Annotated in this window: 20 protein-coding genes and 1 pseudogene; 10 read left to right on the forward strand and 11 right to left on the reverse strand. The window is 26.6% G+C overall.

What is annotated here, in order from left to right; all coding sequences use genetic code 11:
• The first annotated feature begins 88 nt into the window (after nucleotides 1–88).
• Nucleotides 89–250 carry a hypothetical protein gene (locus EU92_RS09905; protein ID WP_193741760.1) on the forward strand — a complete coding sequence of 54 codons (162 nt, stop codon included), beginning with the start codon at nucleotides 89–91 and terminating at the stop codon, nucleotides 248–250.
• 18 nt (nucleotides 251–268) lie between these two features.
• Here the strand turns inward: EU92_RS09905 and EU92_RS04035 are convergent, their stop codons facing one another.
• The 3 genes from EU92_RS04035 to EU92_RS04025 all read right to left on the reverse strand — a co-directional run bounded on the left by EU92_RS04035 (nucleotide 269) and on the right by EU92_RS04025 (nucleotide 1,751).
• A complete protein-coding gene (locus EU92_RS04035; RefSeq protein WP_032514145.1) occupies nucleotides 269–583 on the reverse strand; it encodes a hypothetical protein in 315 nt (104 codons plus the stop codon).
• 129 nt (nucleotides 584–712) lie between these two features.
• Nucleotides 713–1,483, reverse strand: a complete 771-nt coding sequence (locus tag EU92_RS04030; RefSeq protein ID WP_032514144.1) for a PAP/fibrillin family protein — start codon at nucleotides 1,481–1,483, stop codon at nucleotides 713–715.
• Nucleotides 1,484–1,568: 85 nt separating this feature from the next.
• Nucleotides 1,569–1,751: a Nif11 family protein gene (locus EU92_RS04025; protein ID WP_032514143.1), complete on the reverse strand. Its 183-nt coding sequence runs from the start codon at nucleotides 1,749–1,751 to the stop codon at nucleotides 1,569–1,571.
• Nucleotides 1,752–1,989: 238 nt separating this feature from the next.
• Between EU92_RS04025 and EU92_RS04020 the strand changes: the two genes are divergently transcribed.
• From EU92_RS04020 to EU92_RS04015, 4 genes are all read left to right on the forward strand, one after another.
• Entirely contained in the window at nucleotides 1,990–2,169 is a 180-nt protein-coding gene (locus tag EU92_RS04020; RefSeq protein ID WP_025888492.1) for a hypothetical protein, read from the forward strand.
• An 85-nt stretch (nucleotides 2,170–2,254) separates the two neighbouring features.
• Nucleotides 2,255–2,440 carry a hypothetical protein gene (locus EU92_RS0109020; RefSeq protein WP_052045061.1) on the forward strand — a complete coding sequence of 62 codons (186 nt, stop codon included), beginning with the start codon at nucleotides 2,255–2,257 and terminating at the stop codon, nucleotides 2,438–2,440.
• Nucleotides 2,441–2,828: 388 nt separating this feature from the next.
• Entirely contained in the window at nucleotides 2,829–2,957 is a 129-nt protein-coding gene (locus tag EU92_RS10280) for a hypothetical protein (RefSeq protein WP_275040522.1), read from the forward strand.
• Nucleotides 2,958–3,035: 78 nt separating this feature from the next.
• The gene (locus EU92_RS04015) at nucleotides 3,036–3,215 is read left to right on the forward strand and encodes a hypothetical protein (protein ID WP_032523566.1); all 180 of its coding nucleotides are present in this window, start codon (nucleotides 3,036–3,038) and stop codon (nucleotides 3,213–3,215) included.
• 55 nt (nucleotides 3,216–3,270) lie between these two features.
• On the opposite strand, the gene EU92_RS10285 is transcribed toward EU92_RS04015, so the two are convergent.
• Entirely contained in the window at nucleotides 3,271–3,399 is a 129-nt protein-coding gene (locus tag EU92_RS10285; RefSeq protein WP_275040523.1) for a hypothetical protein, read from the reverse strand.
• Between the two features lie 138 nt (nucleotides 3,400–3,537).
• The gene (locus EU92_RS04010) at nucleotides 3,538–3,822 is read right to left on the reverse strand and encodes a DUF1330 domain-containing protein (protein ID WP_032514138.1); all 285 of its coding nucleotides are present in this window, start codon (nucleotides 3,820–3,822) and stop codon (nucleotides 3,538–3,540) included.
• A 1,304-nt stretch (nucleotides 3,823–5,126) separates the two neighbouring features.
• Here EU92_RS04010 and EU92_RS04005 point away from each other — a divergent pair.
• Nucleotides 5,127–5,531, forward strand: coding sequence for an MAPEG family protein (locus tag EU92_RS04005; RefSeq protein ID WP_032514135.1), 405 nt, complete (start codon nucleotides 5,127–5,129; stop codon nucleotides 5,529–5,531).
• Nucleotides 5,532–5,536: 5 nt separating this feature from the next.
• Here EU92_RS04005 and EU92_RS04000 read toward each other — a convergent pair whose 3' ends face one another.
• Genes EU92_RS04000 through EU92_RS03990 form a run of 4 tightly spaced genes read right to left on the reverse strand, consistent with a single transcriptional unit; the run spans nucleotide 5,537 to nucleotide 7,379 of the window.
• A complete protein-coding gene (locus tag EU92_RS04000) occupies nucleotides 5,537–6,412 on the reverse strand; it encodes a restriction endonuclease (RefSeq protein WP_032514133.1) in 876 nt (291 codons plus the stop codon).
• Between the two features lie 14 nt (nucleotides 6,413–6,426).
• Nucleotides 6,427–6,678, reverse strand: coding sequence for a hypothetical protein (locus tag EU92_RS03995; RefSeq protein WP_032514132.1), 252 nt, complete (start codon nucleotides 6,676–6,678; stop codon nucleotides 6,427–6,429).
• Nucleotides 6,679–6,718: 40 nt separating this feature from the next.
• Nucleotides 6,719–6,916: a hypothetical protein gene (locus tag EU92_RS0109030; protein WP_032514130.1), complete on the reverse strand. Its 198-nt coding sequence runs from the start codon at nucleotides 6,914–6,916 to the stop codon at nucleotides 6,719–6,721.
• A gap of 43 nt (nucleotides 6,917–6,959) precedes the next feature.
• Nucleotides 6,960–7,379 carry an acyl-CoA thioesterase gene (locus EU92_RS03990; RefSeq protein WP_032514129.1) on the reverse strand — a complete coding sequence of 140 codons (420 nt, stop codon included), beginning with the start codon at nucleotides 7,377–7,379 and terminating at the stop codon, nucleotides 6,960–6,962.
• A 442-nt stretch (nucleotides 7,380–7,821) separates the two neighbouring features.
• On the opposite strand from EU92_RS03990, the gene EU92_RS03980 reads away from it, so the two are divergent.
• Both EU92_RS03980 and EU92_RS09910 read left to right on the forward strand, forming a co-directional pair.
• On the forward strand, nucleotides 7,822–8,061 hold the full coding sequence (locus tag EU92_RS03980) for a hypothetical protein (RefSeq protein WP_032514127.1): 240 nt from the start codon (nucleotides 7,822–7,824) through the stop codon (nucleotides 8,059–8,061).
• A gap of 45 nt (nucleotides 8,062–8,106) precedes the next feature.
• Nucleotides 8,107–8,271: a translation initiation factor IF-2 N-terminal domain-containing protein gene (locus tag EU92_RS09910; RefSeq protein WP_193741759.1), complete on the forward strand. Its 165-nt coding sequence runs from the start codon at nucleotides 8,107–8,109 to the stop codon at nucleotides 8,269–8,271.
• Between the two features lie 27 nt (nucleotides 8,272–8,298).
• On the opposite strand, the gene EU92_RS03975 is transcribed toward EU92_RS09910, so the two are convergent.
• Both EU92_RS03975 and dusB read right to left on the reverse strand, forming a co-directional pair.
• Nucleotides 8,299–8,553 carry a DUF2470 domain-containing protein gene (locus tag EU92_RS03975; protein WP_032514125.1) on the reverse strand — a complete coding sequence of 85 codons (255 nt, stop codon included), beginning with the start codon at nucleotides 8,551–8,553 and terminating at the stop codon, nucleotides 8,299–8,301.
• An 18-nt stretch (nucleotides 8,554–8,571) separates the two neighbouring features.
• Nucleotides 8,572–9,579: a tRNA dihydrouridine synthase DusB gene (dusB, locus tag EU92_RS03970; RefSeq protein WP_032514124.1), complete on the reverse strand. Its 1,008-nt coding sequence runs from the start codon at nucleotides 9,577–9,579 to the stop codon at nucleotides 8,572–8,574.
• 174 nt (nucleotides 9,580–9,753) lie between these two features.
• Between dusB and EU92_RS03965 the strand changes: the two genes are divergently transcribed.
• Nucleotides 9,754–10,146, forward strand: coding sequence for a hypothetical protein (locus EU92_RS03965; protein WP_032514123.1), 393 nt, complete (start codon nucleotides 9,754–9,756; stop codon nucleotides 10,144–10,146).
• A 47-nt stretch (nucleotides 10,147–10,193) separates the two neighbouring features.
• Nucleotides 10,194–10,520 (forward strand): annotated as a pseudogene (locus EU92_RS0109035) (cell surface protein); the annotation flags it as partial.

Genomic DNA, 10,520 nt, shown 5'->3' on the forward strand with positions numbered 1-10,520 from the left:
TTATTTTTTTTAAAAATTCATCTTTACAATTTTGATTCTTCGAATGAAACTGTGATAATTTCGTGTCTAATTAATATTTAAAGAAAAATTGGACAATAAAGAACCTGAAAATCCCGTTGTTTATCTTTCTAATTTAGTTAAAAAGTTAGATGTAAAGAATAGGAACGGGTTGGTTGCATTAGCAATAGTTAATATTCTTGTAATTCTTTTATTAAAGTTTTATTTGAAAGGGGCTGGATTATTATCATGAATCTGCTTGATTTTAGTGTTATTCTGCATTCTCAAACTGTTTTGCTAATCTGAATACTTTTTTAATTATTAGAAAGCCACCGTAAGCTCCGGCAAGTAAAGGTAATACTATTAATGGATTAGGCGAATATTCTGAATAATTTTTAACTCCTTCAACGTATTCATAACCTGAGCATTTGAGGAATAGAAAGCTAAAAATTGTGATGCACCAACCTATTATTGATAAAAAACCACCTTTTTTATCTCCTTCGTAGAATCTGTCTAGACCTAAACCCCATCCACCTATTAAGAATATTCCTCTAACAATTAAATTTTTTTCTTGATTTTTAAGCATAAAAAAAATATGATCAATTAGAACATAGCCTATTTGAATTTTAGAGGCGAGATGTCTTTATTAATAAATCTTTAAGATAAAATTTTTATAGATTTATTCTAAAAATTACTAAGAATTTTAGTCATTCTGTTAATTATTAGATATTGAATTTGAACTTAATAAGGAAATTGAAGGCCTTATGTAAATAAAAATAGACCCATACATATCCTGCATAATTCTCATTTCTTCGTCTAAATATATAATTGAAACCTGGCAATTTGGCGATTCTTTATTCCAAGGTAACTTATTCCATACCTCTTTAACTGGATACCATCTATCCATAAGTAATTCACTAAATAATGGAATCTTCTTAAGTCCATCAACTTTGGAAACTTTTGTCTTTTGTAAGTTCATATCAAGTAAATTATTTCTTAAAACTAAATCGCTCGCTAGGGTTATTACTCTTCCACCGAAAGTAGGCAATAGTTTGAACCAACCTAATATAGGAATTGTTGTGAGCCCAAATATTGTAGTGTCAAAACTAGATATAAATTCTTTTTTTTCAAAATCAATCTTTTGAGCAATTCTCCCAATAGTTGATATGCCAAAGGATCCTACTTGCAATTGATGTAATTTAAAAAAAAGATTACTTTTAGCTTGATCATTTAATGCCTTTTCAATAGCAAGGAAGAATGGAGAACTTCGAAATAATTCAACATTAGAAAAAATCAATTCCCACTCTCCAGACAATGATTTTTCTGATATTTCAAAATTAAAGTCTTTAAGAGCCTTAATCAATTCATCCATTTCATTAGCTTTTTCCTCATACATAGGAGAAATTAATTTATTTAATCTTTGTCCTCTGTCTGTAACAGCAGCTATTTTATATATATTTGACTTTATCTCTCCAATTTCTTTCATGACTCCAATACAAGAAATACTAATTAATCTTAGGAATTTAATTTGAAATTGATGGCAATTTTAAAAATGCTGGTAATAAAATCAATTAATATTCTCCCCACCTTTTACCAATGTCAAAACCCCATTCAGTGGTTAATTGAATTACTTCATCATGATTTTTGCATTTTGAAAGGGATAACTTTTTACTAGGATTATTTTTTATAAGCTCAGCAATTTGATTTAGTTGCTCTATTTTTTTTAGAAAATTACTTAGATCTTTATCTGCCATTTATCTAGGAACTAAATTTTTGATCATAAGTAAATATGTAATAAAGAACCCAGGCAACACCAATAATTAGAATTGCAATCATTATATTTACTGACCAAACTACTTCTATCATGTAATTTTTTTATATGTTGTTAATATATCCAAAATTTACAATAAATTAACCGTTAATAATTTAAATCTAGAACAATACACAACTTTTGCTAAATGTATAAAATAGTCTTAAATAGATTAAAAAATTATGGGAGAAGCTAAGAGAAGAGAAGAGTTAGGATTACCACCTAGAGAAAAGAAAAAGGAAAAACAAACATCGAAAAATCAACTAAACAAAATTTTAAATAAATATCCTTATTTACCTTTTATTTTAGGTTTTTCATTACTAGCAATATTAATTATCGACTTAGTTAATTACTACAAATAGATATATAAAAAGGGGATGTTTTTTGCAGAAGAAAAGATTATCTTCGCAATTTCGAAATTATTTTTCCATAATAAAAATAAAACTTATGAAACCGATTAACACCACATGTGTCTTAATTTTAGGAGTACTAACTTTGTTTTCAATATCTAATGTAAAGGCAGGTGGCTGCAGTTCTCATAATGAGAAGAAGGCAGAAATTGAATGCTTGACTGATGATAAAAAATGTATAGATACGAAAGAAAAAGAATCGCTATACAAAGTTGAGGCTTAAATGTTTGATAATCTTGGAACTGCTTTAGTACAGGCATTAGGCTTCGTTGCCGTTTTTATTTTTTTGTATATCAAACTTTATTTGCAAATAGCAAACCCAAAAATTCAAAATTAAATCCTAAAAAAATAAAGATTTCCGACAAGAAAGAATCAATTAAAAAAGAACCTAATAAAGGCATATTTAACAGAAAATATAAAACTGTTGAAGAGAATTTACCAGTCCAAAAAAAGGGATTATTTGGCAGAAAAAAAGAAGTTATTAAAGAAGATATTAAACCAAAGAAAAAAGGTTGGTTTAAATAATTAAATGTACTTAAATCCTATTTTGATATCCTTTATACAAAAATTTTTTTTAGTAACTTTATAATTTATATAGGTTAATATTAAAAATGAATCATAGAGAAATCACAAAAAAATATAGTGAGTTACTCAATAAGGCTGAGTTCGCTACTGGCCGTAAGGAAGTTGTAGGTCTTTTAAAAAAAGCTGCCAAATTGAAATCAATTATTCGATCTTAAAATTAGTTTAATTCTAAATGTAAAAAATTTTTTTAAATAATTTTTTACATGAGATAATCTCCATAGATTATTTTTCTTATGAATAAAAAAGGTTATACTACCGAAAGCGGTGGTAGACAGAATGGTTTCCCCATTGAACCAGAAATTAATCCCATATCAGAAGGCGAATCAAAGAAATCCATATTTTTATTTATTGGAATATTATTACCTTTTCTAATAGGCGGTTTTTATTATTTAAGGACTCTGAATTTATTGTGATATTTTATATAGCCATTTTTAGCAATATATTCTTCTGAACTAATAATATCTTGAATCATGCTCTCTGATGAAGGATTAAATCCATTTTGCAGTAAAAACTATTTAACCTTTTCAAATTATTGCTGAATTTTTTTGTATGTGGAGTAGTCATCAAATAATCATCTTTTTCTGTTGAATAGTTCATTTGATTAGCTAATTACTTTTACACTCAATTTTTGCAAAATATCTATTTAGTAATGATGTTATAAATATTACATAAATAATTTAATAGTAATAAATACTTGCAAGATGTTTTGTCTCTTATTTTTATTATTTAATTCTCTCAAAGAGTACTAATAGTAACAAGTTCCATTAAATTTCTAGAATGTAGATATTTTTGAAAAACTTCTGAATAAAAAGCTTTTTTAGCAGCAAATTTTGATTCAAATTCTATTACCAATCCTAGTTGCCCCCCATCCCATTCATTTGAGGTTGATTCTTGAATTAAATCTCTTTTTACTATTACCCCTCCGACAGATTTAATCCAAGGCAAAACTGTTCTTATATATTCCAGAAATAAATCAGCATTTGGGATTGATATTTTCTTTAACCAATAGCTCTTTGTCATCGAATCAACATATTCTTGGTAGAATATAGCATATTTCGATGAGTATTTATCCTTATTTTTTTTAAAGAGTTATTAAATGAATTTAGAAGATGAATTTAGAAGATGAATTATTAAATTATCTGTTCCATCTCTAATTTCAGAGAAGATTCAACTTATTGCGAATAAATTTAATTGCTTTATACCTTTTCCTTCATAAAAAGAAGTAGATTTAAAGTGTCTATGGGCACTTATAGGGAGAAGTTCTAATAGTCCTTCTTATAATTATTCTTATTATTCATAATCTTCAAATCCTTGATCCTTTTAGTATTTATGGACTTAATTTTCTTAAACCTAGATGATTAAAACTAATTTTTGGTAGAGGTATTTTAATTAAACTTAAGTACATAAATTTGAAATGGATTATCGTTATATTAATTCTGGTGTTATTGGTCCTAAACTTGAAAAGGAAAAAATAAAAGTCATGAATGCGAAAAATAATTAAAAAAGGATTATCAGAAACAACTTATTTAAGTAAAAGTTTCAGAAACTCCATAGTTGATAAAGCCACTTTATTTATTTTAAGAATTTAGATATGCAAAATTTATTAATGAAATTTAAGGGATTTTTTTGAAGCTGTTAAAAATGTAAGTTATTTCTTTATCCAAATAGACTTTAAAAAGAAATAAATGGGAAAATATTTAAATGATTCTTTTGGTATTTCATAGCTTAAAAATCTTAACGATTCTTCTAAAGAATACCCAATATCAAATCCAAATAGAATTTTTTCTAAAGAGAACCAAAATTCCCTATCAAAAATCATTCGAAAGTTTAAGTAAATATTTTGCCAATGGAAGGCATTCCAATATTTGGTTAAAAATGAAGATAAAATTAGCCAAAATGATATAAATAAAAAACTTTTAATAAATTTATAAATTTTTTTCATTTATTGGCCACTACCGGGAAGAATTTTTAAGATCTTTTTTTATATTATTAGTGTCAAAAAATTTTTCCATAATATATATCAAAAAAGATATAAAAATATTTTTGAAAAATAGAATATTTTGATGGGATGAAGCACTTATTCGTCTTTTGTTAGATTCTGCGCTTTTAGATTTTTGTTTTTCAGAGAGAATGCTGAAAACATAAAAGCAAAATATATTAGTAAACTGATTCCAAAAGTCAAAATAAGCTTTGTACTATTCATAAAATAATTTTTTATAAATATAGCCTATATAAGTCTTTGGAAAATTTTATCTAAAGTAATTATTTTTATTTATCACGATAAAAGGCTGCAATTATTAAGCTTATAATATTATTTAAATCATATGCAAGTAGCTTTTGCCTGGAGCCTTTGTCTTTCAATTGGTGTTGTTCTAATATCAATTATTCCATTAACTATTGGGAGGGTTAAAGCAGGTTATTCTGTTAAAAACATGTCTGCCCCAAGGGCTTTGTTTGACGAACTACCAGCTTTTGGTAAAAGAGCAGTTTGGTGCCATCAGAATTGTTTGGAAAGTATTGCCTTACATGCTCCTGCATGTCTTCTTTGTCTGATTACTTTAACTGATGCAAACATTGCAATTATTGCGGCATGGATTCATCCTCTTTTACGTTTTTTATATATTGGTGCTTATCTATTTAATATTCCAACTGCAAGGGGTTTAATGTGGGCCACAGGTATTTTTACAACACTATTGTTGTATAAAGAGGGCTTAACTCAGTTGATATAAACTCTTTAAACAATAAATTTTTCTAAGTCTTTTAACTGATATTCACTAATTAATCTAACTTTGTTTGATTTTGCTAGTTGGTGGGCTGACTTTGTAAAGCCAGATTTTGAAACTAATATTGCATGAGTACCTTGCCAAAATAATTTACCAGCTGAAATTTCCTGCACTGCTTTGTTTCCAATAGCTTTTTCATGATCCTTGCATTGAATACATATTCTCAAATCATTTATTGATGCAATTAAGTCAACCCCTTGATCTCCAGTATTTGGGGTTTCTTTTACTTCCCAGCCATGTTGTTTGAGAATTTCCATACAATGATTTTCAAATCTAATACCTTTTTTGTAGCTTTCGTTGTCTTTATTTGAGTAATTTTTTTCTATTAGGCTTAAGCATGATTTCTCTATTTGACTTGCTATGAATACAAACCAATCTTCAGACTCGAGCTTTCTAATAGATCCGATTATCTCATCATCAATAGTAGGATTCTCATCGCAATACGATCTCCACTTTTCGAAAAATGATTCCATACTGCCAAAATTTTTTAAAATCACTTTCTCCCAAAAGTATGGTATACCCTCTTTAAATCGCTTGGACCCATTTAATATATTTTTCTCTATGGCTTTTTCATCAAGAGGTGGATTGCCAATCCATTTTTTATAATCCTCGTTACCGTAAGCATCTATTTCCCTTAATCTAATCCTTTCCTCTAACAAATTGAATTTGTTTTCTTCTATTAAATTATTAATTGTTTGAATAAAGAAATTTGAATTTAAGGCATTATTTAATTTATACCTTTTCTTTTTTATTTGATAATCTCTTATTATTAAATAAGATAAAAAACTAATAAAAGAAATAACTAAAATAATAAAAATATTTTTCATTAAAGGTTTTTTATCTAAAAAGTTATTGTTTTTCTAATAACAAAATTATTTCTTGTAATTACGGAAGATTTTTTTACTTCAATCCCATTAATTGCAGAAATTTCTCCTTTAATACCTTCTAATGTTAATTGCTCGATAATACCTTTAATTACTTCATCTTCGACCAATTTTCTATCAATCCTTTCAGGTGTAATATCTGTAAGCCATTTTGATGTCTTTTTTTTTACAACCTCTGTAGGGTTAGTTATTTTTAAGTAGATAGCCATTTTTTTAATTACTCAATTGAATTATAATCAATAATTTTTCTTAACTTTTATTATTGTCATTACTTTCCCACTCAAGAAATTGAAAAACAAAAATTGCAAAGATGGAAAAAAAAATTATAAACAGCACTAACCATCCTATAAATTTGTTATCTGTAAAAAGGTTTGTAAGCATTGATTTTTCTTGATATCTTGATTCCATTTCATATTGATAAGAGTCAATTACTTGAAATATATTCATAATTAAAAATTAAATAAATTTTTTATATAAAAGGATAATAAGTTTATCCGTTTAATTTAATAAAGGCTGCAGATAAGAAATCTGGTCTTTTTTTAATTATAGAAAAATTCTCTTTATTTATTAAAACTAAATTGACTTCAGCAATAGATAAGGTTTGATTTCTTTCATTAAGAAATTCTGAAATTATATTTACCCTAGGACTTTTCCCAATATTGAATGCGCTCTCAATTTTTATTTTATCGCCAAGAAATAAAGGCGATTTATATTTTATTGAAGTATTTATTAAAGGTAAATCGAAACCTTTTTTAGTTAGTTCAAAATAACTTATACCCACTTCTAAAAGTGCATTTATTCGGCTTTCTTCAAGCCAATTAAAATATGTACCGTGCCACATTACTCCTGCATGGTCTGCATGCTGAGGTAAAACAATTTTTTCTATTTTCCAAACTGGTTTTGAGTTCATTTTTATTTAAAAAATATTTTTATTCAATGAAAAAAACTAATTTTGATAATTTAGATTAATATTATTTATTAATATAATAATCACTAAAACTATATTTATAAATTTATGTTTAATCGTAATAATAGGCGTAGAAAAATGAAGAAGATATTTCAATGGGAAGAATATTTAAATTGGAAAAAAATGTCAAAAGAACAGAAATTAAACTTCAAGAGGGCATGCTTATTCCCCTTTCTTGTCTATATAGTTTATGTTTTTCTTAATCAGTACTCCTTAGCAATACTTTTATTACTAGGCCTTTATTTTTTAATTAGATTTAAAAATAGAAATAAGTTGGGTAGATGAATATTGATTACTTTGATTTATTTAGATTTGTTTTAAAATAGTCCAGTTTTTCCAAATAACCTTATTGTCATATGAAAATAGTATTAGATAAATTTATTTTATGAAAAGAATTATTTTGTTTTTATGTGTATTAGTTTTTTCAATATTTTCTAATACCAATAATTTATTGGCAAAAGAAATTGGAAATAATACTAAAGATAATATTTCTAATGAAATTGAAGATATTAAGCCAGATAATAATAAAAAAACTAATATTTCTAATTCTTCTGCAGAAGATATATTTGGTGATGAACAAACATTTCCATTCGTTGCAGGTTTAGGAAAAAATGCAGCCCATTGATTTCAAAGTTCCTGATAATGAAGAAAAAAAATTTTTTTCATACTAATGAAAGGTCTTAGGGTCCTAGAGCTTTCTGAAGCACTTAATATTGATATTTCTGATTTGTTAGCTGTCTGTGCAATTCTAAAATTAAAAGCAACTTCTCGATTAAGTATGCTTTCATTTGATGAATGTAAAAAGATTACTGATTATTTTGAACATAAAAGTTAAATATTTTCTTATGTAAATGATTAAGTTTTATTTAATCTCTTTAATCATTGATACTAAAGTTGAATGAATTTCTTCTTCAGATATTTCATTCTTAAAATTTATAATTGCAAATTGACCATCGTAATTGATTTTCATATAACTGTTATTAATTTCTTCCATATGAGCATTCTCAAAGTTTGCTATTTTTCCATAATGAATAAGATATTTATGAACTGAATCAAGATGATCATTGTTCATATGATCACAAACTCTTTTACTTGTTTCTTTACTAATTATTTTCATTTGAAAAATAAATTTATTTTAAGCTAATGTATTTTTTTCATTATTTAAAGTTTTAATCATTTTATTTATTAAATTTTTAACTTCATTTTTATCAACAGCTCTAATAAGGTTGTTTCGTAAATTTGATGCTCCTTTAAAATCTTTGCATGTCCATGAAATATGTTTTCTAGCTATTAACAAGCCGTGATCTCCTTTCTCTTTTATTAATTCATCAAGATGTTCAATAATTAAATATAGTTTTTGTACTACTTTTGGTTCTTTAAAATTCTTAATTTCTCTAATAGCATAATCTATTTCTCCTATTTTCCATGGGGAACCTAAAATTCCTCGTCCAATCATTACACCATCAGCTTTTGTTTTTTTTAAACAATTAAGAGCATCTTCTCCATTTTTGATGTCTCCATTAGCTATTACTGGAATTTCCAATAAATTTTTAAGTTTCCCTATCATTTCCCAATCCGACTTGCCTGCAAAACCCTGTTTTCTAGTTCTTCCATGTAGTGTAATCATTGTTGCTCCAGCATCTTGAAGCTTTAATAAAAAATCCTCTATATTTTCTTCTTTGCTATCCCATCCTAGTCTTGTTTTTACTGTGACTGGAATTTTAACAGCTTTTACGACTTCTTTTACTAATTCTGTGGCAAGTTTACGGTCTTTAATTAAAGCACTTCCTCCCCCTTTCTTTGCAATTTTTTTTACTGGGCATCCCATATTTATGTCAATTAAGAAAGCTCCAAAGTCCTCGGCTTGTTTTGCGGCTTCAGAAACAGCATATGGTCTATTGTCAAAAATTTGTACACCTACTGGACCTTTTTCTAAATCTATTTGATTGATTTTTTGAGTCCCATATCCTTTCTTAAGACTAGTGGCATTTACCATTTCTGTAAAAAGTAAAGAGTCAGGGGCCCATTTACGAACAAGTCGCCTAAAAATGTTATCTGTAACTCCTGCTAAGGGCGATAGCATTACTTTACTTTTAATTATCCTGGTAACACCTTTTCCTTTTAGCTTAATATTTGGAGACATATAATTTAAAATTTATATATTCTTAATTTATTATAAAATCTGAAAGAAGTTGATTTTATCTTGTTCATTTTATATCTTTAGATTTTTAATGAGTGCTTTTACTTAAATAGGCCTAATTCATGACTTTTTTTGTTAGTTTAGATTGAGTAAGAATTTTAAAAAAGGAAATTTTTTTTGTTTATTTTAATATCTATTATCCTTCCAATAATTATTTTTATTGCTCCAATAAATGTAAAAGCAATACAAGGTAATTTAGATTTATCAAGTGCTCAGAATTCTGTAGGTAAAAGATTTGCTAAGGCTTTTTGTGATGCGAAAAGGGAAGGATTAGATTCTGAATTTGCTAGTGAATATGCTTTAAATAATACATATTTAAAATTTGTAGCATTCCCAGACGATGATGAGTATTTGGACAATTTGTGGGAATTTACTCGAAATAATATATTAGATAATTGTGGAGATTTTGTAGAAATAAATGATCTAAAAGAACTAGAAATTTTCTTTAATGAAGAGGGGGTAATTGCTTCAAATAGGGATCTTTATTTACCAATTTTTGAGAATAATTAGATTATATATTAAGCATATACTAAAATATAATAAGAATTTGATGATTCATGAAACTATTAGGTTTAAATTCACCAGAAATATTTATAATTTTAGCTATTTTGCTCACAATTTTAGGTCCAAAAAGAATTGAAAAAGGTTTCTTATTATTCAAAAAAATATTAAAATTCCTTTTAAGTAAAGAAGAAATAATAGAAGCGGAGGTAAAATCAGAGAAACCAGAAGAAAGTGAAGTTAAAGAAGAAATAATAGAAGCGGAGGTAAAATCAGAGAAACCAGAAGAAAGTGAAGTTAAAGAAGAAATAATAGAAGCGGAGGTAAAATCAGAGAAACCAGAAGAAAGTGAAGTTAAAGAAGAAATAATAGAAGCGGAGGTA

Source organism: Prochlorococcus marinus str. MIT 9107, assembly GCF_000759855.1.
Taxonomy (GTDB): domain Bacteria; phylum Cyanobacteriota; class Cyanobacteriia; order PCC-6307; family Cyanobiaceae; genus Prochlorococcus_A; species Prochlorococcus_A marinus_N.

Bases quoted from the DNA above. Each gene is read 5' to 3' on its own strand.
- EU92_RS03990 (WP_032514129.1), bottom strand. From the start codon at position 7,379: ATGAACTCAAAACCAGTTTGGAAAATAGAAAAAATTGTTTTACCTCAG.
- EU92_RS10280 (WP_275040522.1), top strand. From the start codon at position 2,829: ATGAATCATAGAGAAATCACAAAAAAATATAGTGAGTTACTCAATAAG.
- EU92_RS04030 (WP_032514144.1), bottom strand. From the start codon at position 1,483: ATGAAAGAAATTGGAGAGATAAAGTCAAATATATATAAAATAGCTGCT.
- EU92_RS09910 (WP_193741759.1), top strand. From the start codon at position 8,107: ATGAAAGGTCTTAGGGTCCTAGAGCTTTCTGAAGCACTTAATATTGAT.
- EU92_RS04010 (WP_032514138.1), bottom strand. From the start codon at position 3,822: ATGACAAAGAGCTATTGGTTAAAGAAAATATCAATCCCAAATGCTGAT.
- EU92_RS0109030 (WP_032514130.1), bottom strand. From the start codon at position 6,916: ATGAATATATTTCAAGTAATTGACTCTTATCAATATGAAATGGAATCA.
- EU92_RS04035 (WP_032514145.1), bottom strand. From the start codon at position 583: ATGCTTAAAAATCAAGAAAAAAATTTAATTGTTAGAGGAATATTCTTA.
- EU92_RS04015 (WP_032523566.1), top strand. From the start codon at position 3,036: ATGAATAAAAAAGGTTATACTACCGAAAGCGGTGGTAGACAGAATGGT.
- EU92_RS03980 (WP_032514127.1), top strand. From the start codon at position 7,822: ATGAAAAGAATTATTTTGTTTTTATGTGTATTAGTTTTTTCAATATTT.
- dusB (WP_032514124.1), bottom strand. From the start codon at position 9,579: ATGTCTCCAAATATTAAGCTAAAAGGAAAAGGTGTTACCAGGATAATT.
- EU92_RS04000 (WP_032514133.1), bottom strand. From the start codon at position 6,412: ATGAAAAATATTTTTATTATTTTAGTTATTTCTTTTATTAGTTTTTTA.
- EU92_RS0109020 (WP_052045061.1), top strand. From the start codon at position 2,255: ATGAAACCGATTAACACCACATGTGTCTTAATTTTAGGAGTACTAACT.
- EU92_RS03995 (WP_032514132.1), bottom strand. From the start codon at position 6,678: ATGGCTATCTACTTAAAAATAACTAACCCTACAGAGGTTGTAAAAAAA.
- EU92_RS10285 (WP_275040523.1), bottom strand. From the start codon at position 3,399: ATGAACTATTCAACAGAAAAAGATGATTATTTGATGACTACTCCACAT.
- EU92_RS04025 (WP_032514143.1), bottom strand. From the start codon at position 1,751: ATGGCAGATAAAGATCTAAGTAATTTTCTAAAAAAAATAGAGCAACTA.
- EU92_RS04005 (WP_032514135.1), top strand. From the start codon at position 5,127: ATGCAAGTAGCTTTTGCCTGGAGCCTTTGTCTTTCAATTGGTGTTGTT.
- EU92_RS03975 (WP_032514125.1), bottom strand. From the start codon at position 8,553: ATGAAAATAATTAGTAAAGAAACAAGTAAAAGAGTTTGTGATCATATG.
- EU92_RS04020 (WP_025888492.1), top strand. From the start codon at position 1,990: ATGGGAGAAGCTAAGAGAAGAGAAGAGTTAGGATTACCACCTAGAGAA.